Source organism: Candidatus Phytoplasma asteris (genome assembly GCF_038505995.1).
In the GTDB taxonomy this organism is placed as follows: Bacteria; Bacillota_I; Bacilli_A; order Acholeplasmatales; family Acholeplasmataceae; genus Phytoplasma; species Phytoplasma asteris.
Genome location: NZ_CP128414.1, coordinates 275,422 through 296,799, shown reverse-complemented (window position 1 = coordinate 296,799; position 21,378 = coordinate 275,422). Strand labels below are relative to the sequence as shown.

Genomic DNA, 21,378 nt, shown 5'->3' with positions numbered 1-21,378 from the left:
ATAAATAATAAATAGATTTATAATTAAATAATTAGGAAAGTAAAAACAAATCAAAATGAATGAAAAAAAATAAAAATATATATATAAGTGTTGGAGTTTTAACATTTATAATTTTAATCATTTTGTGGTGGCATTTATTCCCAAGCAAAAAACATGAAGACGATAAAGACACAATTAAAATAGCTGTTATATCAGATATCCAAGGATTTGATATTACTTCTCCAGAAAACACTTTTTCTACTTATTCTAATAGATATTTACGTTTAGTTCATGACACTTTATTAGAAGAAAAAGAAGGTAAAATCATAAGTAAATTAGCTAAATTAGTTGAAAGTGATGCAAATCAAAACCAAGACAAAACTTTATTAAAGTTTAAACTTAGAGATGATATTTTATTTCACAATGGCGTAAATATAACAACTGATGATGTTATATTTACAATCGAAAGAGGACACAAAAATAAACATCCTCAGTTTGAAGAAATCAAAGCAATCAAAAGAATAAACAACATAGAATTTGAAATCGAATTAAAAGAAAAAACACCTTATTGGCACTTTACTTTTTGTAATTTTATCAGAATCCTAAATAAAAAAGCTGTAGAAGAAAACGAAGAAAAAGGATTACAAATTGGCACTGGACCTTATAAATTAATTGAATATAAATCAAATGATGAAATCAAAATGGAAAAATTTAATAATTATTACAATAAAGACACAATTAAAGACAGTCCTAAAACAATCATTTTCAAAATTAATAAAAATAATGATACTAATTTACAACAAGTAGAAAATGGTTCTTTAGACGCTTGTCTGGATTATCCATCTCATAAAATTCAAATTATAAAAGATAAATTAAGCCATAGTGTTGAAGTAGTTGAAAATAAAGATGTTTCAGCTAGATATTTATACATTAATAAAGATAAAACCTCTCTAGAAACAAGAGAAGCTATTTCTTGGTCGTTAGATATTGAAAAAATAATATCTGATTTGGAAATCCCTGCTCAAAAATTAAAAACTTTTTTGCCAGAAACCTTGAAAGGATTCGATAACGAATTAGATGCTTATCCAACAAACTTTTTACAAGCTAAAAAATATGTCCAAAAACTAGATAAAACTGCTAAAAAACTTAAAATAGGATGCATTACAAAATCTGAGTATCTTTTTGAACATAAAATAATAGAACAACTAAGAAAAGTTGGTTTTATAATAGAATTTGCTCCTATGGATTTTAAAGCTTTATTAACAGAAGCCAAAAAAGATAACTCTTCTTACAATATGATTTTTTTAGGTGAAAACTATGAATCAAAATGGGGGCATAAAGTTTTACGTGATTATTTTTTAACTAACAACAATCCCAATAATTTTTGTCATATTGATAATGATGATAAAAGCCATATAGAAAATAAATTATTACAAGTTGAAAAAGAAACAAGTGAAGAAAAATATACTAATTTATTAAAAGAAATAAGCCAATATATACATAAAGAATTTTATGTTATTCCTTTATATAGTTATCCTAATTATGTAATTACTTCCAAAAATATCAAACAAGGCTTTAAATCAGATCTTTTCTCACATTTTGATTTTACAAAAATCATAAAAAAATAATGGGTTTTGATTAATACATTTATAAAAAAAATTTAATATTAAAAAAATGGTTAATTTCGTTATAGAAAACAAATATGTTTTTTAATACATCAATTAAAATTAACCTATAATTTTTTATATTATTTAAATCACCCAATAAAAATTCATAAATGAAATATTCTAAATTTTTGAGGTAAATTTCGTTGATAAAATATATTTTTAAAAAAAGTTTATACACTATAACATTATTTATAACAGTCATATTTATCAGTTTTTTTACTATGAAAATGATACCAGGTGATCCTGTTGATGCTATGTTTGAAAAAGGACTTACTCCTGAACTAAGAAAATTAAAGGAAAAGGAATTAGGATTAGATAAACCTTTAAAAACTCAATTTATAAATTATTTCAAAAATATTTTTATAGGAGATTTTGGAAAATCTTATTATGGCACAAAAGAGCCAGTTTTCAACCTTTTTACAAAAGCTTTTACTAATACCTTTAAATTGGCTTTTTTAAGTTGTTTTTTTGGTTCTTTATTAGGGATTTTTTTAGGAGCATTATCAGCTTTTTATGAAGGGTCCAAAAAAAGCTTTATACTAGATTTTTATTCTATTATCATCATTTCTTCTCCTAGTTTTATCATTGGCATCTTATTGCAACTTACATTAGGTCATTATTTAAGATTATTCCCAGTAGCTGATTTTGATACTCCTAAACATGTGGTTTTGCCTATTTTAACTCTTTCTTTATTAATATCGGGTTCTGTTTTTAAAACTACTAAAACAAGCATGGAAGAATGTTTGTCACAACCATATATCAAAACGGCCTATTCTAAAGGATTGTCTAAAAAAAATATTATTTTTAAGCACGCTTTAAAAAATGCTTTAATTCCTGTTGTAGCACACATCGGTTTACTTCTAAGTTTTTTAATCGGTGGTTCTATTATTACAGAAAATATTTTCGAAATAAAAGGGGTAGGTGTTTTAATAAAACATGCATTTGATAATAGAAATTATCCTGTTATTCAATGTTGTATTATTTTACTCGCTTTATTTATAGCTATTTGGAATTTATTTCTAGACTTAGTGTATGCTTGGTTAGATCCCAAAATTAAACAAAAGGGATAAATATGCAAAAAGGATACAATCATTTATTATGAAAAAAAACTTTAAACCATTTCTTTTTTTCCAAAAAAAATTAAAATATTGGGCAAAAAATAAAAATATTTTATTTGGTTCTTTATTTTTAACTATTTTATTTTTAGCTGTTTATTTAATTCCTTTTACTCCTTTATATAAAAATCCTGATGCATCATCTCATTATAAACGTTTACAAAGCATTAGTTTAAAACATCTCATGGGAACAGATTCTACTGGACATGATTTATTTAATAGAATGTTAGAAGGAACTAAAAAATCTTTAACTATAGGTTTTTGTTCTATTATGATGGCTAGTATAATAGGAACGTTATTAGGAATTATTTCAGGTTATTTCAAAAATATTTTTGATAATATCATTAATTTTATATGTGATATTTTAGTAGTTTTTCCCGATGTTATTTTAGCTATTTTAATTATGTTTTTTTTGAAAGACAACAAAAAATTATCATTAATAATTGCTCTAAGTATTTCTAATGCTCCTACTTTTATTCGAATCATAAGAGCAAATACCATGAAAATTAGGCAAAAAGGTTTTATCAAAGCTTCTAAAGCTTTAGGATCAAATGAATTTTGTATAATTTTCAAACATGTTTTGCCTCATCTATGGTCTATTATTATCACAAGAATAACAATAGGTATGGCAACAGTTATTTTAACAATATCGGGGTTAAGTTTTGTTGGATTAGGTCTCGATCCTACAATTCCTGAATGGGGCAATATTTTAAATGCTAGTAGAAGTGATATTAGATTCTATCCTCATTTATTTTTTGGACCTTTTATCATTATTTTATTAACTAGTTTATCTTTTAATTTAATAGGTAAAGGTTTTATCCAAATTTTTAATCCAAAAGATGCAAATTAGAAAATAAAATATTTGCAAACTTACACACCATTAAAATCGCAATAAACAAAATAATAATTTATTAAAAATTAAAGTTTGATTTATACTTAAATCAAACTATTTTTTTCAACTTTAATAAAAAAACAAAGCTTTTTTCAAAAATTAACCTCTCATAAACCCATCGCAAAAAAACATTTGTTTACAAATAATATAAATAACTAAGGAATCCTTATATGTCAATTAATTATCAAAAATTAGAACAAAGATTTGAAAAAATTGGTCGTTTAGAAAATATTATCAATATATTAAACTGGGATATGGCTTGCAACATTAAAAAGGGCTCCCAAGAAAGCCGCACTTTAGAAATCATCGATTTAACCCAAATTATAAAAAAACTATTAACTTCACAAGAAACCAAAAATTTGCTTTTACAAACACAACAAGAACAAGAAACTCTAAATTCTTGGCAACAAGCTAATCTACGAGAAATAACATCCAAAATACAATCCGAAGAAATAATCCCTGAAGAACTACAAAATAATTTAATTTTAGCAACTACCAAATCAGAAATAATGTGGAGACAAGCCAAAAAAAATAATGATTATAACAGCTTCAAACCTTATTTTCAAAAAGTACTCAATTACACCAAAGAAGTAGCAAATCTCAGATCCCAAAAATTAGGCGTATCTTTGTATGATGCTCTCATCGATCAATATGACCCTGGAATGACTGCTACCAAAATCAAACAAATATTTAACGTCATCAAAGAAAAATTACCACCTTTAATGAAAACTATTTTGCAAAAACAAGAACAAGAAAAACACCTTTACAAAGATATTGCAATGACTTTAGAAAACCAAAAAAAATTAAATCAAATCATTATGCCCAAAATAGGATTTGATTGCAATTATGGTCGCCTAGATGAATCCATCCACCCTTTTTGTGGAGGCACTCCTTATGATGTTCGCCTTACTTCCAATTATAATGCAAACAATTTTTTAGATAGTTTTTTAGCCACTATACACGAAGTAGGACACGGTTTATACGCCCAAAATTTACCCCAACAATACAAAAATCAACCAGTAGGCACTCCACGAAGCTTTTCTTTTGATGAAAGCCAATCTTCATTAATGGAAAAACAAGTTGCTAAATCTCAAGAATTTTTAACTTACTTAGTAAATATTTTAAAAACAGAATTAAATTTTTACAATCCTTCATTAACTCCACAAAATTTATTTAAACAAGCCAACCAAGTAAAACCTGATTTTGTTCGTATTTATGCTGATGAAGTAACTTATCCTTTCCATGTTATTTTGCGTTTTGAAATTGAAGAATTATTAATTTCTGATCAGTTGTCTTTGGATGATTTACCTCACTTTTGGAATTGCAAAATGAAAGAATATCTAGGAATTACCCCACCCAACGTAGGTCTTGGATGCTTGCAAGATATTCACTGGCCTCAAGGAAGTTTTGGTTATTTCCCCAGCTATTTAAATGGAGCTATTTTAGCATCCATGATAATGAAAAACGTTCAAAAAGCAAATCCTAATATTAAAGAGGGGTTTGAAACAGGCAAATTTGAAACTTTAAATCAATATTTAGATCAAAAAATAAGAAACTGGGGTTCTTTTTATACCAACCAAGAATTTGTGTTCAAAGCAACAGGCATGCCCCAAATTAACCCTGAAACCTTTTTACAATATTTAGAAAATAAATATTTGAATAATTAATTTAAGAATATAAAAAAAGACTCTTCTTGAAAGAGTCTTTTTTGTTTTTTAATATCATCTACATTTATGGCATTTACAATGACAAAATCTTTTTTTAATTTCTACAAACAACAAAGGCAACAAAGATAGTAATAAAATGATTACAAAATCTTTTGTTGTTAAAGAAATTAATTGAAATAAATCTCTTAAAAAAGGGACAAAAATTATGATTAATTGCAAAAATACACTAATGGCAAACGCTTTAATCAAAAAGGAATTTATTTTTAACTTAAAAACAGAAGTGCAAAAACTTCGCAAATTCCATACATGAATCAATTGTGAAAACGCCAAAACCATAAAAGCAAAAGTTTGAGCATATCTTATTTTATCACTATCATGATTATAATATCCTATTAAAGAAGCCACAAAAGCCAAAAGACCAATTAAAAATCCTTCCAAAATAATTTTTTGATAAGTTTTTTTATTTAGCAAACTTCCTTTAGGATTATAAGTTTTTGGCGACATAGAATTTGTTTCTTGTGGTTCGATTCCCAAAGCCATTGCTGGCAATGAATCAGTAACTAAATTAATCCAAAGAATTTGTAAAGCAGTCAAAATTTTAAAATCACACCCAAAAAAGAAAATTCCTAAAAAATTACCAAGCAAAATCAAAATAATTTCACCAACATTACAACTCAAAAGAAAAACTAAACTTTTTTTAATATTATTAAAAATATTTCGCCCTTCTTCTAAAGCATTCGTAATAGTAGCAAAATTATCATCTGTTAAAATCATATCTGATGCCATTTTACAAACATCAGTACCTGCAATTCCCATAGCAATTCCCACATTGGCTTGTTTAATGCTTAAAGAATCATTTATGCCATCTCCTGTCATTGCCACCACAAAACCTTTTTTTTGCCAAGCTTTCACAATTTTTAATTTATGATGAGGATTAGTTCTTGCATAAACTTTAATTTGCAATAATTTTTCCAAAAATTCTTCCTCTGGCATTTGAGCTAATTCATCTCCTGTAATGGCTAAATCTTGAGGTTTGGATAAAATATTTAATTTTTTGGCAATCACAAAAGCAGTTTTTAAATGATCCCCTGTAATCATAATCGGAGTGACGCGTGCTTGATTGCATTTAAAAATGGCTTGCATAACTTCTTTTCGAATGGGATCTTCCATCGCCACTGCCCCTAAAAAAATAAGATCTTGTTCAAAAATATCAGGATTGTTTTTAATAATCGTCTCTAAATCAAGAGAAAATACACGATAAGCAACTCCCAAAACTCGCAAAGATTGCTCACTTAATTGACTAATTTGTTTTTCTAATATTTTTATTATTTTAGTATCTTTTGCAATGGTTTGTTCTTGATATTGAACTTGACTACATTTTTGCAACAAAACTTCTGGAGCACCTTTAGTAATGGCATAAATAAATCCGTCTTTATGATGAAAAGTAGTCATCAATTTCCTTTGGGAATCAAAGGCAATTTCTGCAAATCGAGGATATTTCTTTTGGAGTAAAAACGCATCATATTGATAAAACAAAGCTAAATTAATAAAGGCTTTTTCAGTAGGATCAGCAATAATTTCTAAGTTGTTTGAAGTTTTATCGTTGGTTGTTTTTGCAACACTAATCAAAGCATCATTACATAAAATACCAAATAAAAGCAACTTTTCTAAATTAAAGGGTTTGGGTTCATTAATATTTTCCACACAAAAGGGACTTATTTTTTCCAAAGAATTACAAACTATAATTTTTTTAACAGTCATATTATTTTGGGTTAAAGTTCCTGTTTTATCAGTACAAATAACATTAACAGCCCCCAAAGTTTCTAAGGTTTTTAAATTTTTGACAATAGCTTTTTTAAGAGCAAGTTTTTTCATTCCCAAAGCCAAAATTAAAGTCATAATAATTAATAAACTTTCAGGAATAGCAGCAACTGCAAGAGCAATGGCATCCAAAAAAGTATGTTTCAAAATGTGAGAGCTAAAAGTTGAGCTGTAAATGTTTTTAAAAATCGTCCACAAGCCATTAAGGAAAATAATAATACCAATTATCAAAGTTAACTTTTTGGTTAATTTGGCAATATTTTGTTCTAATGGTGTTTTTTCTTGTTGGGGTTGAGAAATAAACTGGGTAATTTTTCCAATTTCAGTTTGCATTCCTGAAGCAAAAACCACTCCTTTAGCTCTTCCTTTTAAAATAACAGTATTCATAAAAGCCATGTTTTGATTAGTAAGAGCTGCATTTTGGACACAAACACAAGCACTTTTTAAAACAGCTTGCGATTCTCCTGTAAACAAAGATTCATCTACATATAAATTAAATGTTTCTAAAAGTATCATATCAGCTGGAATAATATCACCAGTTTCTAAAATGACAATATCTCCTATCACTAAATTTTGCATAGGAATTAAAAGCGGTTTGCTATCTCTTATTACTTTGGCATTAAGGGAAGCTTTTTTTGATACATTAGCTAAAACTTTTTGGGTTTTAGTTTCGTAATAAATACTTAAAAAGGCGTTAAGAAGGACAATAATCAAAATAAAACAGCCTTCCAAAAGTTCTTCTTTGTTTCCTTGTAAAATACCAATCACGAAATTAATTGTAGCTGCTAATAGAAGGACAATAACTAAAAAATCTTTAAATTGTTGTTGGAATTTATGCCAAAAAGTGGGTTTGGTAAGGGATTGAATTTGATTTTTACCGTTAATTTGAAGTCTTTGCAAGGCTTCTTGGGAAGTAAGCCCTTTTGTGATTTTGGTTTGTAACAATGCTTGCGATTGTTCAGGGTTTTTTTGACTAAATGAATGTTTCATTAAAATTCCTTTAATTTAATATAAATACAAAAAATATTTTGTGCAAAGCAAAAAGTAAAAATTTCAATTTGTTTTGCATGTATTATGAAATTGAGTTTTACAACTAATAAAAATAAGTGAAGCGTGCAAATAAAATAAAAAAACTAAACTGTTTTAGCAGTTTAGTTTCGTTTCTTTTTGGGGAACAGAAGTTATCAATCCCATAAATAAGGCAGATAATTTAATACGTAAAACAGTATAAAAAAGTGATAAAGATATTTGTGTAGTAAGTTCTTTGAGACCTGTTTCTTTATAAAAATATTCAATAATAAAAACACCCACAGCACCAAAAATCATAAGAGTATAGCCAAACATTTCTACTACAAAAGAGATATCTTTTTTCTTATAAACAGATAAATATTTAGCAACAATATCAAGTCCTCCAGTAGAAGCACCAATTCTTACAGGAATACCATTAAAAATACCTATTAAAATACCTGCAAAAAAAACTCTGGTAAGATCGCTTAAAAAATCACTTTCAGTTTTGAATATTCCAAAAAATCGTTCAGTATGATATAAAAAACCTTGTTTAACTTGGTTTTCAATAAAAAACACTGAAACAAAAAGAAGGACAGTTGCAAATGCAGTAGTAATGGTAAAATATTTACCCAAATAACGACGAGAGATAAAAAACAATAAGAAAACATTAACAACAAAGTAAAAAGTACCAGCAATAACTATAATATTATTGGTTTCAATCTTTCCTGCTTTATGTAATAATTTACCTATTACATTGCCTAAACCAATAACCCCAGTAGGAAAAAGATCAGTTTTATATCCGCCATCTCGGGTGCAATCAAAAGCCCAAACAGAAACTAAAACATATACTATTAAGGATAAGGATAAAATTAATATTTTTTTAAATTCTTGAACATATTGAATTTTTTTCTTTATTGGAGGAAATTTTTCAATATTTTCCATACCATTTTTCATAATAAACCTATTTCTTTTATTTTAATATATTTTGGCAACGCGTGCACAAAGGAGTAAGGGGTTTGGTGATTACTACATTCCAACATCTTTGACAAGCATACCCAGAAGCTTTGGCAACTTTAACATCAAAAGTATCTTTTAATTGAAGTGTTACTTTAGAGACTATAAAAAGTTGATGCAATTGATCTTTAATTTGTAAAACATCCAAAGCATGCATTTCTTCTTGGGTTAATGATAACGTAATATGGGCTTGCAAAGAAGAATTAATAAGCTCACTTTGTCTTGCTTTTTCCAAATATTGTAAAACGTTTTTTCTTAATGTTAAAAATTTATGATATTCTAATAAAAGATGAGAAGTTGGACGTGCTTTGAGTTGTGGCATTTTTTCTAAATAAATATCTTTTTCTACAGCAAAAGGAAAAAAGCCGTAAACTTCTGAAGTAGTGTGAGGAATAATTGGAGTTAAAACTTGTAAAAGCGATAATAACAAATCATAGATAGTTGATTGAATCATCTTTCTTTCTTTGTGATCTTCTTTTTCGATGTATAAAATATCTTTGGCAAAATCGAGATAAAAAGCACTGATTTTATTAGTAATGAAGGGGAATAGATGCCTTAAAACACCTTCAAAATTATAAGTATCATAAGAATGTAGTACGTTTTTTAACACTTCTTCAAAATCTAGCATCATTGCTTGATGGATAAAAGTTCTTTGTTCAAAGGCAATATAATTAGTATCTTTTTTAAAATTATCTAAATTACCTAACATAAAACGGAAGGTGTTTCTAATTTTGCGATAAAGATCTTCTACTTGTTTTAAAATGGAAGGATTAATGCGCACATCAAGATTATAATTAGTGTTTGCAACCCATAAACGAATAATATCTGCTCCTTTTTGTTCAGCAACAGTTAATGGATCGATGACATTGCCCAAAGATTTAGACATTTTTTTGCCTTCACCATCAAAAACAAAACCATGAGTAATAACAGTTTTATAAGGAGCTTGATTTTGAGTGGCTACAGAAGTAATTAAAGAAGAATTGAACCAACCACGATATTGATCAGAGCCTTCCAAATAAACATCACTTTGTAAAACTTGATTACGTTTTTTAAAAACACTATAAGAAGTTCCTGAGTCAAACCAAACATCCATAATATCTAGTTCTTTGGTAAACAAATTGTTAGGACTTTGGGGATTAATGTAGTTTTCAGGAAGTAGTTTTTTAACATCCCATTCATACCAAATATCCATTCCATGCTGTTCGAATAAATCAGCTACATGATTAATTAATTTTAAATCTAGAATGGGTTGATGGGTTTCGGTGTAAAAAATAGGAATGGGGACGCCCCAAGTTCTTTGACGACTAATATTCCAATCCTCACGATTAGTAATCATATTAGTCATTTTTAATTCTCCCCAACGTGGAATCCACTTAACTTTTTGGGTTTCTTCTAGCAAAAGAGATTTAATTTTTTTAATAGAGACAAACCATTGAGGAAGTGCAAGAGAAATAACTGGTTTTTTAGTGCGCCAATCATGAGGATAGGAGTGCAAAATTACATCTGCTTTAAGCAAAGAATGGTCTTTTTCTAAATCAGAGATGATAGCTTCGTTGGCTTTGGTGTAAAATAGACCTTGATATTTGGAAACATCTGTCATCATACCTTTTTTATCAATACTACAAACAACATCTAAATTATATTTTTGACCTACTAAAAAATCGTCCAAACCGTGTCCTGGAGCGATGTGGACTAGTCCTGTTCCTTCTTCATCCAAAACGTGTTGTGATAAAATTATTTTTCCGAATTTGGAAACAAGGTGATTTTGGTAAGTTAAATGTTCTAAGGTTTTTCCTTCAAAAGTAGCAACAACTTTGATGTTTTCTTTGTTCCAAGCAAAAACTTTTTGAAGAAAAGGAATGTTTTTAGTTCCTACCAAATAGTGTTTTTGTAAAACTTCAATTAATTGATATTCTTTTTCGGGATGCACCGCAATTGCTACATTGGCAGGCAAAGTCCAAGGAGTAGTTGTCCAAATTACCAAAGCCACATTGTCAAAAATATCTAGTTTTTTCATGCTAAAAGCAACATAAACAGAAGGAGATTGGTGATTGCGGTACTCTAATTCTGCTTCTGCTAAAGCAGATTCTAAAGTAGGTGACCAATGAATGGGTTTGAGGGCTTTAAAAATTAAGCCTTTGTCAACCATTTGTCCAAAAATTCTTACCTGATCAGCAACAAAAGTTTTATCCAACGTTAAATAAGGATTTTGCCAATCTCCTAAAATACCTAATCTTTGAAATTGCTGTTTTTGATTATTAACATTTTCCAAGGCAAATTCTTGACATTTATCTAGGAAAGACTTTCTGGTAAAAGCATTTTTAGAAGTTTTTTTAAGAACTGCTGCCTCAATTGGCAAACCATGAGTATCCCAACCAGGAATTAAAGGAGTGTAAAAACCTTGCATACTACGAAAACGAACAATAAAATCTTTTAAAATTTTGTTTAAGGCGTGTCCCATATGAATATTGCCGTTAGCATAAGGAGGTCCATCGTGCAAAATAAAAGGGTTGTTGTCTTGATTTTGTTGTAATTTTTTTTGATATAAGTCAAGTTTTTGCCAATGTTTTTGAATGTTAATTTCGTTTTTGCCTAAATTTCCTTTCATAGGAAAATCAGTTTTTGGCATCAAAAGAGTTGTTTTATAATTTGTTGTCATATCTTTTTTATCTCCTTATTTTTAGGTTGTTAAATTGATAATTTGTTATTTGGGGGGGTTAAAGTTGAAAATAGAAAAAATCGAATTTCAAAATTAAAAGTTTGAATATTAAACTAAACATTAAATCTAAAAGTAATAATATCACCATCTTTAACTATGTATTCTTTGCCCTCAATGCGAACTTTGCCTTTTTCTTTGCTTTTTTGAAAAGTTTGGGCTTCTAATAAATCAAGGTAAGAAACAACTTCGGCTTTAATAAAACCTTTTTGTAAATCGGTGTGAATAATGCGGGCGCATTCGGGAGCTTTAAGACCTTTTTTAAAAGACCAAGCACGAACTTCTTTAGGTCCTGCAGTAAAATAAGTTTGGAGACCTAAAAGAGCATAACTTTCTTGAATTAATTTAGTAAGCCCTGATTCTACAAGACCATAGTCCTTTAAAAAAAGTTGCTTTTCTGCAAAGTCTAAAGACGATATTTCTTTTTCTAATTGCACACACAAAGGAATTAATTTTTTGGATTCTTTAGTAGCATACGCTAAAACTTGTTGATAAAAAACGTTGGAATCCAAAGATAATAAATCATGTTCTTTAATGTTGGCTAAATAAAGGGAAGGTTTTAAAAACAACAAATTAAAGGTTTTGACAAGCTTTAATTCTTCATCCGAAAAAACCAAATTTTTTAAATCTTGGGTAGTTAAATGGGTTTTAATTTTGGTTAATAACGCTTTTTCTTGCAATAATTCTTTGTCAAGTTTATTTTTTTGTTTACCCAGTTTAAGTAAGCGTTTTTCAATTTGTTCTAAATCTGCTAAAGCTAGTTCTGTTTGAATAATATCAATTTCTTCTACAGGATTATTCGTTTCTGTCACATGAGCAATATTGGGGTCTTCAAAACATTTAACCACATGACAAATAGCATCTACATTGCGAATATGACTTAAAAATTGATTGCCAAGCCCTTCGCCTTTGGAAGCTCCCGCCACTAAACCTGCAATATCTTTGAATTCTATCAAAGCAGAAATAGTTTTTTGAGATTGAAAAATTTGAGATAAAGTTTGGAGACGCGAATCTGAAACTTCTACAATGCCAACATTAGGTTCGATAGTGGCAAAAGGATAATTAGCTTCTAAAACTTGCATTTTAGTTAAAGCATTAAATAAGGTAGATTTGCCCACATTTGGCAAACCAATAATTCCGACTTTCATTTTTGAGTTTCCTTATGGTATTTTATTTTGTAAAAAATAATTGGTTGGTAAAAAAAAGGGGGGGTGGTTTTTTGGTTGGGGGTAAAATGCGATTTTACAATTGTGTAAAAAATAGATAAAATGCAATCTTGTAGCAATTCTTAAATTGAGTTCTAAAATGATGCTATAAAAAAATGTGCAAAAAAATAAAAAATAACTAATATTTGAGTTGGTTTTTGATTTCTTCGTAAAAGCTCACATAATTTTGATATCGAGAGGGAAGTATTTTGCCGTTTTCTAAGGATTTTTTAACGCCACATTTTTCTTCTTGCAAATGAAGACAACTTTCACCAAAAAAACAATCACAAACATGTTCTACAAAATCAGGATAAAAATTCTTTAAAGTCCTAGGGCAAAAAGTAGTTAAGTCTAGTTTGGAAAAACCAGGAGTATCAACAATAAATCCACCATTAAACTCGTATAATTGGGCGTTTTTGGTGGTATGTTTGCCTCTGCCAAGACTTTCAGAAATTTCTTGTGTTTTGAGTTTGGCATCTGGAATTAAGGCTTTGAGTAAGGTCGATTTTCCTACTCCGGTTTGTCCTGCCAAAACTGTAATTTGATTAGCAAAAATGTGTTTAAGGGCATCTATTCCTATTTTTTGCTTGGAGTTAATATAATAAAAGGGTTGAAATTTTTGGTAATAAGATAATTGTTGTTGCATTGTTGTAAGGTTTTCAGGTTCTAACAAATCTATTTTAGAAAAAACCAAAACTACATCTAATTTTTGTTGTTCTAAAATTAATAAAAACTTATCTAATAAAAGAAATTGAAAATTGGGCTTTACTAAGGAAAAAACTAGCAATACCTGGTCAATATTGGCAACATTAGGTCTTTTTAATTCATTTTTACGAGGCAAAATAGATTGAATTAAATAAGTATCACAAGAAAGTTCATAAAACACAATATCGCCTACTTTAATAATAAAGTCAGAGGCAGAACTATTTTCTTTTTGGGTAGTTTTGATATCAGGGGTTTTTAATTTGCCTCTTTTTTTAGCTTCCAAAATAATTTGAGTTTCTAAATCTTTAATATAATAAACTCCAGCCAAAAATCTTAATACTAAAGCTTTTTCCAAATAATAACTCCTTTTTATATTTTGAAATCTTTTTTAATTATTTTTTTCTTATTTTGTCTAAATTACTTTTTAAAAATTTTTAAATTGTGTGTGTGTGCGATAAAAAATGCTAGATACTAATTTATTCTAATTTGAGTAACTTTTTTATAATTAATTAAAAAAACCATTAATTATTTTTATTATAACATATAAAAAAACAATAATTACATATAAAGATAAATTGGGTTTAAATAAGCAAAAGCAGAGTTTATTTGCTAATGTTTTTATGGGTGTGACTTTGACAAATGGGATGTTTGTTGCAAAATAAAAAAGTTTTGGGGGGTGGCAAAAATTGTTACATAAAAAAGGAAGGACCCCTTAATAAAAAGGAGTCTTTTGTTAATGTTTTATTAATATTTTGTTAATGGAATTAGGAAAGAAAAAATGTAGGATTACAAAATAATTATTTTTATGTTTGAAAATAGGGATGTTGTTTTTTACTTATTAAATTTACTTAATAAAGCCAAAACTTGTTGTTTAATTTGGGCTAAATAAGATTCGTCGTCCAAGTGATTGATAGCTTTGTCCATCAAATCTGCAACTAAAATAAAATCATTTTCTCTAAAACCTACTGTTGTCATAGCAGGTGTGCCAATTCTAATACCGCTTGTCACAAAAGGTTTTTCTTGATCAAAAGGAATGGTATTTTTGTTGACAACAATATTTATTTTTTCTAACATGTTTGCAATTTTGGATCCTGTAAACTCAGGATTTTTATGTTTAACATCAATTAAAAATAAATGATTATCAGTGCCTCCACTTACAATGCGATAACCTTTTTGTTGGAAGGATTTAGCAAAGGTGTTTGCATTTTTGATAACTTGCTTTTGATATTCTTTAAAGGAAGGCATCATCGCTTCTTGAAAAGCAACAGCTTTAGCTGCAATAGTATGAATACAAGGTCCTCCTTGAATACCTGGAAAAATACCACGATTTATTTTTTTAAATACTTCTTCTTTATTGGTTAAAATCAAACCTCCACGCGGTCCTCTCAGTGTTTTGTGCATAGTAGAAGTAACAACATCGGCGTTAGCTTCAAAGGGACAAGGATGAAGCCCACAAGCAACTAAACCTGCAATATGGGCAATATCTGCCATTAAATAGGCATTAACTTCATCAGCAATTTGACGAAACTTTTTAAAATTAATAGTTTTAGAATAAGCCGAATATCCTGCAATAATTAATTTAGGTTTAACTTTTAAGGCAACTTTACGAATTTCATCATAATCAAGCATTTCAGTTTGGGGATTGACATTATAAAAATGAGCTTCATAAAAACCACCAGAAAAACTTAATTTATGACCGTGAGTAAGATGTCCTCCATCCATTAAAGATAATCCTAAAATTTTGTCACCAGGTTTTAATAAGGCTTGAAATGCTCCCATATTGGCTTGTGAACCTGAATGAGGTTGGACGTTTGCATATTTAGCACCAAACAGCTTGGTTGCTCTTTGAATGGCAATTTTTTCTATTTGATCTACATTTTTACAACCATTATAATATCTAGCTTGAGGATAACCTTCTGCATATTTGTTAGTCAAAATGCTTCCTTGGGCATCTAATACTGCTTGAGAAACAAAATTTTCCGAAGCAATTAATAAGATATTTTCTTTTTGTCTAATTTTTTCTTGTTCAATAAGATCAAAGATTTCTTGATCTTGGTCTTTTAATCCTAACTTTTGATTCATTTGGGCACAACCTTTTTCTTTTTTTATTTTTGGGCATTCAATGTAATTATTGGAAAAACAAAATGTTTTATAAAAGCATTTACAAATACGAATTTATTTGATAAACAATAGAGCAAAAATGGTAGTTATGGTTATAAAATCAAGCATTTTCCAACGATAAGTAATCATTTTGGTGCGAGGAGCTCCCAAAACATAACCTCTTACTTCCATAGCATTAGAAATTACCAAAGACCTTTTAAAAACCAACACAAAAATAGGAACCAATAAGGCTAAAAGATGATTAATTCTTTTAAAAATATTTTTTTTGTGCAAATCCATGCCTCTTGCTGTCTGAGCTTTTAAAATTTTATTGGTTTCTTGCAATAAAAAAGAATTAGCCATAAAAATTAAAGAAAGCATCAAAGTAAAAGTTTCAGTAGAAATTTTGAGTTTTTTTAAAGGAGACAAAATAATATCTAGACCATCTTGAATTTCGATAAAAGAAGTTATTTTATTGAATAAAAAAAACAACATCACAATTAAAAACAATCTTGTCATAATAAAACAAATTCTTAGAAAAGAAGTCGTTTGCAATATATAATTTTTAGGTTTGCAACCCAAAATTTCTTGTATATTGGAAGGAAAATACGAAGGAATAACAAAGACGCACAAAAGCAAAAATAACAAATAAGATAATTTAAAGGGAATATATTTTTTAGTGAAATTATACAATAAAATACATATTAAAAACAACCAAAAAGAATGGATGGCATCATAACTTAAAATAGGAATTTGAGCTCGCATAAAAGCATTAAAAGAAGTATCTTCCGAAGGAACTAAATTTATTACCAAAGAAATAATAAAAACAAATCTTAAATGTTTAATTCTTTGCCAAAAATAACTCCAAGTTACTCCAAAAAAGAAACAAAGGCTCATTAAAGCTACCACACAAAAAAGATAAAATAAAGTGATGCGTTTGGGGTTTGCAAAAATAAAAACTTGATTTGGAGCAATATTTTCAACATTAATGGGCAGTTTTAAAATAAAAACTAACAGCAACACAAAAGCAAGAATTTTGATAGAAGGATGGAGTTGGTACAAAAAACAACGCGATAAAGAGGGGTGGGATAAATTATTATTTGTAAAATCATTATTTTTCATCAATAATACCTTTTAACAATAAAATTCTTTTAAATATTGGGCAAGGGTGCTAAAACAATAGTGTGCTTGAAAGGGGATTCCTAAAGTTTGATTTAAATGTTTTAAAATTTTAAAAGTATCAGGAATATCTAAGTTAAATTGCTCAAATCGGGGGTGTTCAAAAAAAGTTTCTTTTGTGCCATCAAAAAGCAATTTTCCTTGAGACAAAACCAAAACACGTTTTGCATATTGGGCAACCAAATTCATATCATGAGTAATAATGATAATATTTTTGTGAAATGTTTGATGCAAAATTTGTAAAAAATCCATAATATCAGAGCTACTTTCCAAATCAAGACCACGTGTAGGTTCATCAAGGATTAAAATATCAGGCTGCATGGCTAAAATACCTGCAATAGCGACTTTTCTTTGCTGTCCGTCACTAATTTGAAAGGGAGATTTTTGATGTAAAGCGGGAGGAATGTTGATTTGTTCTAAAGTTTTGAAAGCTTGCTTTTGGGCTTGTTGTTTGTTATTTAAAAAAACTTCAGCACCAAACATTACATCTTTTAAAACAGTTATTTCAAATAATTGATATTCAGGGAATTGGAAAACTAAACCTACTTTTTGGCGCAAGGGCACTAAGAGTTCTTTTTTTGTTTTAGAAGTTATGGTAGTGCCACAAACTGTTACTTTTCCTATATTTGTGGTAAGCAAAGCATTCATTAATTGCACTAAGGTCGATTTGCCTGAACCGGTTTTCCCCACTAAAGCAATAAATTCATTTTGAGAATTGATTTTTAAATTAATGTCAGATAAAGTGGCAGTAGTTTTTTGGGGGGGGTGGGGTTGGTTATTATAATAAAAGTTTACTTTTTCAAATTGTATTGCCATAAAATATCCTTTAAATTTTCTAACATTTGATTATTTTTAATGTTTTTAGTGGTGCTGTCTTTTAAAATTTCATAGTAAAGCTCTAATGATAAAGGAGGTTTCAATTTATATTGTTGCAAAAATAAAGGGTCTTGAAAAAAGTTTTGGGGTGGGGTTTGGGTAATTAATTTTCCTTGATCAAGAACAATAATTTCATCACTTTTGGCAGCAAACTCTAAATCATGAGTAATGGTAATCAAAATTTTATTTTTAATGTTTTGAATAATTTTTTGCACTTCCAAAGCGCCTTGAGGATCTAAAAAAGAAGTTACTTCATCAAAGATAATAATTTCGGGCTCCATCGCTAAAATGGAGGCAATTGCTACACGTTGTTTTTGTCCCCCTGAAAGTTGATTCACGTTTGTGTCCAATAAATCATCTATTTTTACCATTTTGGCATATTGCCAAACTTTGGCTATAATTTCTTCTCTACAAACATTATAATTTTCCAATCCAAACGCAATATCTTCTCTTACAGTAAGTCCTGTAAACTGATAATCAGGATTTTGGAAAACCATACCTATTTTAGGTCGCAAAAGGGGCAAATTTTTTTCATTTAAAACGATATTGTCAATTAAAATTTGTCCTTTGGTACAAGAAAGCAGCCCTACTAAAATTTTGGCTAAAGTAGATTTTCCCGAGCCATTATGACCAACAATAGAAACCCAAGAATTATTTTGAATGGTTAAATTAAGGTCTTTGAGAATAGGATTACAACCGTAATAAAAAGTTAAATTTTGAATAGATATCATAACTTTAAATTTTTCTTTCTTTCTTTGTTTGTTTGGTAGTTTTGATGGGGCATTTTTGAGGTAGTTGGTTTATTTCGAGGGGAGGTTAGTTTGAAAAAGGCAAAACCACTTTTGCAACGAATCGCAAATCGTAATATAAGATATAAAATAAGATTGAGTTTTTGTGGAAGGAGTGAAAAATTGTTATAAAATGGTGTAATTAAAATTTAGTATCATCAATTTTTTGCAAATAACAAGTTACAAAAGAAACAATGTTTTTTAAGTGATTAGGTTCAAAAGGATTAGTAAGTCCTGTAGTTTTTAAAAGGTTTAAAAAAGTTTGTGAACCGCCTAATTGACATAATTTTAAGTACTTTTGCCAAGTATTGGAATAATCTTGCTTGCTTAAAAGCCAAATTTCTAAAGCACAAACTTGGGCTAAAGTATAGTCAATGTAGTAAAAAGGAGTAGAAAAAATGTGGCTTTGACGGAACCAAAAAGTACCTTTTTCTAAAAAAGGATCGCCTTCATAAGTTTCTAACAACAAATATTTTTTTTCCAAATTACGCCAACACTCTTTTCTTTGAGCAGGAGTCATTTGAGGATTTTGATAAACTTCATGTTGAAAATGATCCACTAAAGCACCATAAAGTAAGAAATTAAGGGATTGGATTAAATGTAGAAATTGATATTTGTCTACATCTTGGGCAAAAAAATCTTTTACCCACGGATAAGCTAAAAATTCCATTCCCATAGAACTAATTTCAGCTGCTTCAAAAGTAGGCCAACGATACTCAGGAATTAAATGACGACTTTGATAAACTTGGAAGGCGTGTCCTATTTCGTGAGTCAAAACATCTACATCATGACTTGTGCCATTAAAATTAGCAAAAACAAAAGGAGCGCTATATTTAGGAAGGTAAGTACAGTATCCACCGCCTGTTTTGTTGGGTTTGCTATCTAGGTCTAATAGATTTTTTTCTAAGAGAAAATCAAAAAATAATTTGGTTTGGAGAGACATTGCATGATACATTTTTTTTGCTTGGGTTAACTGAAAATCAACTCCTCTTTGAGGTTTGGGATTGCCACTTGAAAAATTAAAACTTTTGTCATAACTTTCCAATTTAGCAATACCTAAACGTTTGGATTTACGTTTTTGAGTCATGGTATAAAACGGCAAAACATATTTTAAAATGTTGGTGCGATAATCTGCAATTTGGTTAGCATCGTAATCAGTGCGTCCTAAAAGATCATAACCTAAGGCAACGAAATTGGAATATCCCAATATTTGAGCCATCTTGGTTCGTGTTTGGACTAATTGGTCATAAATAAGGTCATATTCTTGCTCATTTTTAGCAAAAAATTGCGAAACAGCTAATTGGGCATTTTTTCTAGTTTGCCTTTGGGACGATTCCAAAAAAGGAGCCATTTGACTTAAATTATAAAGTTTGCCTTCAAAAGCAACAGAAGGATCAGAAATTAATTTTTGATATTTGGTTGTTAAAGTTTTTTCTTCTTGTAAATAAGGAATAATTTTAGGGTCAAATGTTTTTAAAAATAGTTTGGTTTGGTCAAATAACAGGGGCCCAAATTCTTGTACTAAGGCGTCATAATGTTTACTTTTTACCATAGTTTGGCTAAATTGATGTTGTAATTCGGTTAGCAAAGGGGCATTTTGGTCACAAAAATGTTTTTCTTGTTGATAAAAAGTATCTTTTACATCTAGGCTATGCCTAATTTCTGCCAAAGTAAACATGGAATTAATTTCATCCATTAATGAATTAAGACGGTTAATAATTTTAATTTGTTCTGGTAAGGAAGCATCCAAAAAAGCCTCTATCATAGGCAAAATAGTTTGTTTGTTTTGAGCAATATCCACTCTTTGATATTCAAAATCTTGAAATTTCACTTTGGTTTAATCCTATCTTTTTAATTTTTATGAAAAATATCTAAATAGCAACGGTGTGGCAAGTTGAATTTTATTTATGTTAGTTTGAAAAAATATTTTATTGTCGAATAACTACATTTTAATTATAAACTAATAAATTTGATTATTTCTTATAAAATTCGTAAGTATCTGCTAAAAATTGCAATCTTTTAAACAGCTCTTTTAAAAGGATAAATACAAAAAAGGAAGTCACAAAGACAAGGGGCAAAGCAATAAAGAGCCCTTTATTTACCATAGTTGTTGCAATTTGTTGGATGGTAATATCTTGGGAAAAAATATTTATTTCGGCTGTCCACCACCATTTTAACATTACATACCAATATAATGTTTGATATAAAGCTGATAACAGGACAACAACTAAATACATTTTTAAAAAATTATCTTGGTGTCTTAACAACAAACCAGGTAATAATCCAAACGATAAAACACAAGCTAAATTAGCAATCAGTTCAAACTGATAACAAAATTCATAACCATATCCTACAAAATATCCAATTGTTTCAACCAAACAAGCACCCAGGCAAGAAAGATGCCAAGGAACATAAAAAGACATTACAATTAAAGGTAAAAAACGCACATAGACAAGAATATTTACATCTATATGAATAAAATGAAACCCTGGAAAAGATGTTGTTTTATCTGGGAATATAATTTGTAGTATTTTAGATAAAACAATAGATAAGGAAGTTAAAAAAGAAGTTAGGATAATTTTTGTCTTAAAAGTTTTTGATTGCGATTAAAATTATTATTCATAGTTTTTCTCTTTTCTTTGTGTG

Annotated in this window: 15 protein-coding genes; 4 read left to right on the top strand and 11 right to left on the bottom strand. The window is 28.8% G+C overall.

Features of this window, described 5'->3' with window-relative positions; genetic code table 11:
• Positions 1–59 precede the first annotated feature (59 nt).
• From QN326_RS01650 to QN326_RS01635, 4 genes are all read left to right on the top strand, one after another.
• Entirely contained in the window at positions 60–1,607 is a 1,548-nt protein-coding gene (locus tag QN326_RS01650) for an ABC transporter substrate-binding protein (protein WP_342386749.1), read from the top strand.
• A gap of 182 nt (positions 1,608–1,789) precedes the next feature.
• Positions 1,790–2,716, top strand: a complete 927-nt coding sequence (locus tag QN326_RS01645; protein ID WP_011160565.1) for an ABC transporter permease — start codon at positions 1,790–1,792, stop codon at positions 2,714–2,716.
• A 28-nt stretch (positions 2,717–2,744) separates the two neighbouring features.
• Entirely contained in the window at positions 2,745–3,611 is an 867-nt protein-coding gene (locus tag QN326_RS01640) for an ABC transporter permease (protein WP_034172112.1), read from the top strand.
• 212 nt (positions 3,612–3,823) lie between these two features.
• Entirely contained in the window at positions 3,824–5,320 is a 1,497-nt protein-coding gene (locus QN326_RS01635; protein WP_342386748.1) for a carboxypeptidase M32, read from the top strand.
• A 54-nt stretch (positions 5,321–5,374) separates the two neighbouring features.
• Here QN326_RS01635 and QN326_RS01630 read toward each other — a convergent pair whose 3' ends face one another.
• From QN326_RS01630 to QN326_RS01580, 11 genes are all read right to left on the bottom strand, one after another.
• The gene (locus tag QN326_RS01630) at positions 5,375–8,131 is read right to left on the bottom strand and encodes a cation-translocating P-type ATPase (RefSeq protein WP_342386747.1); all 2,757 of its coding nucleotides are present in this window, start codon (positions 8,129–8,131) and stop codon (positions 5,375–5,377) included.
• A gap of 153 nt (positions 8,132–8,284) precedes the next feature.
• The gene (locus QN326_RS01625) at positions 8,285–9,103 is read right to left on the bottom strand and encodes a YitT family protein (RefSeq protein ID WP_342386746.1); all 819 of its coding nucleotides are present in this window, start codon (positions 9,101–9,103) and stop codon (positions 8,285–8,287) included.
• A gap of 16 nt (positions 9,104–9,119) precedes the next feature.
• Entirely contained in the window at positions 9,120–11,822 is a 2,703-nt protein-coding gene (gene ileS, locus QN326_RS01620; RefSeq protein WP_342386745.1) for an isoleucine--tRNA ligase, read from the bottom strand.
• Between the two features lie 113 nt (positions 11,823–11,935).
• Positions 11,936–13,027 (bottom strand): redox-regulated ATPase YchF, encoded by a 1,092-nt coding sequence (ychF, locus tag QN326_RS01615; RefSeq protein WP_011160558.1) that lies wholly within the window; start codon positions 13,025–13,027, stop codon positions 11,936–11,938.
• A gap of 196 nt (positions 13,028–13,223) precedes the next feature.
• A complete protein-coding gene (gene rsgA / locus QN326_RS01610; protein ID WP_011160557.1) occupies positions 13,224–14,144 on the bottom strand; it encodes a ribosome small subunit-dependent GTPase A in 921 nt (306 codons plus the stop codon).
• Positions 14,145–14,620: 476 nt separating this feature from the next.
• Positions 14,621–15,871, bottom strand: coding sequence for a serine hydroxymethyltransferase (gene glyA, locus QN326_RS01605; protein ID WP_034172093.1), 1,251 nt, complete (start codon positions 15,869–15,871; stop codon positions 14,621–14,623).
• A 93-nt stretch (positions 15,872–15,964) separates the two neighbouring features.
• Complete coding sequence (locus QN326_RS01600; RefSeq protein WP_249291042.1) at positions 15,965–17,011, bottom strand: energy-coupling factor transporter transmembrane component T; 1,047 nt, start codon at positions 17,009–17,011, stop codon at positions 15,965–15,967.
• Positions 17,012–17,023: 12 nt separating this feature from the next.
• Entirely contained in the window at positions 17,024–17,884 is an 861-nt protein-coding gene (locus QN326_RS01595) for an ATP-binding cassette domain-containing protein (RefSeq protein ID WP_342386744.1), read from the bottom strand.
• Positions 17,860–18,675: an ATP-binding cassette domain-containing protein gene (locus tag QN326_RS01590; RefSeq protein WP_342386743.1), complete on the bottom strand. Its 816-nt coding sequence runs from the start codon at positions 18,673–18,675 to the stop codon at positions 17,860–17,862. The genes QN326_RS01595 and QN326_RS01590 overlap by 25 nt, the downstream gene beginning before the upstream one ends.
• A gap of 199 nt (positions 18,676–18,874) precedes the next feature.
• A complete protein-coding gene (locus QN326_RS01585) occupies positions 18,875–20,563 on the bottom strand; it encodes a M3 family oligoendopeptidase (RefSeq protein WP_342386742.1) in 1,689 nt (562 codons plus the stop codon).
• 142 nt (positions 20,564–20,705) lie between these two features.
• The gene (locus QN326_RS01580; RefSeq protein WP_342386741.1) at positions 20,706–21,179 is read right to left on the bottom strand and encodes a hypothetical protein; all 474 of its coding nucleotides are present in this window, start codon (positions 21,177–21,179) and stop codon (positions 20,706–20,708) included.
• Positions 21,180–21,378: the final 199 nt, after the last annotated feature.

Excerpts from the sequence above, each read along its gene's own strand:
- QN326_RS01600 (WP_249291042.1), bottom strand. The coding sequence starts at position 17,011 with ATGAAAAATAATGATTTTACAAATAATAATTTATCCCACCCCTCTTTA.
- glyA (WP_034172093.1), bottom strand. The coding sequence starts at position 15,871 with ATGAATCAAAAGTTAGGATTAAAAGACCAAGATCAAGAAATCTTTGAT.
- QN326_RS01640 (WP_034172112.1), top strand. The coding sequence starts at position 2,745 with ATGAAAAAAAACTTTAAACCATTTCTTTTTTTCCAAAAAAAATTAAAA.
- QN326_RS01650 (WP_342386749.1), top strand. The coding sequence starts at position 60 with ATGAAAAAAAATAAAAATATATATATAAGTGTTGGAGTTTTAACATTT.
- ileS (WP_342386745.1), bottom strand. The coding sequence starts at position 11,822 with ATGACAACAAATTATAAAACAACTCTTTTGATGCCAAAAACTGATTTT.
- QN326_RS01590 (WP_342386743.1), bottom strand. The coding sequence starts at position 18,675 with ATGATATCTATTCAAAATTTAACTTTTTATTACGGTTGTAATCCTATT.
- QN326_RS01625 (WP_342386746.1), bottom strand. The coding sequence starts at position 9,103 with ATGAAAAATGGTATGGAAAATATTGAAAAATTTCCTCCAATAAAGAAA.
- ychF (WP_011160558.1), bottom strand. The coding sequence starts at position 13,027 with ATGAAAGTCGGAATTATTGGTTTGCCAAATGTGGGCAAATCTACCTTA.
- QN326_RS01595 (WP_342386744.1), bottom strand. The coding sequence starts at position 17,884 with ATGGCAATACAATTTGAAAAAGTAAACTTTTATTATAATAACCAACCC.
- QN326_RS01635 (WP_342386748.1), top strand. The coding sequence starts at position 3,824 with ATGTCAATTAATTATCAAAAATTAGAACAAAGATTTGAAAAAATTGGT.
- QN326_RS01630 (WP_342386747.1), bottom strand. The coding sequence starts at position 8,131 with ATGAAACATTCATTTAGTCAAAAAAACCCTGAACAATCGCAAGCATTG.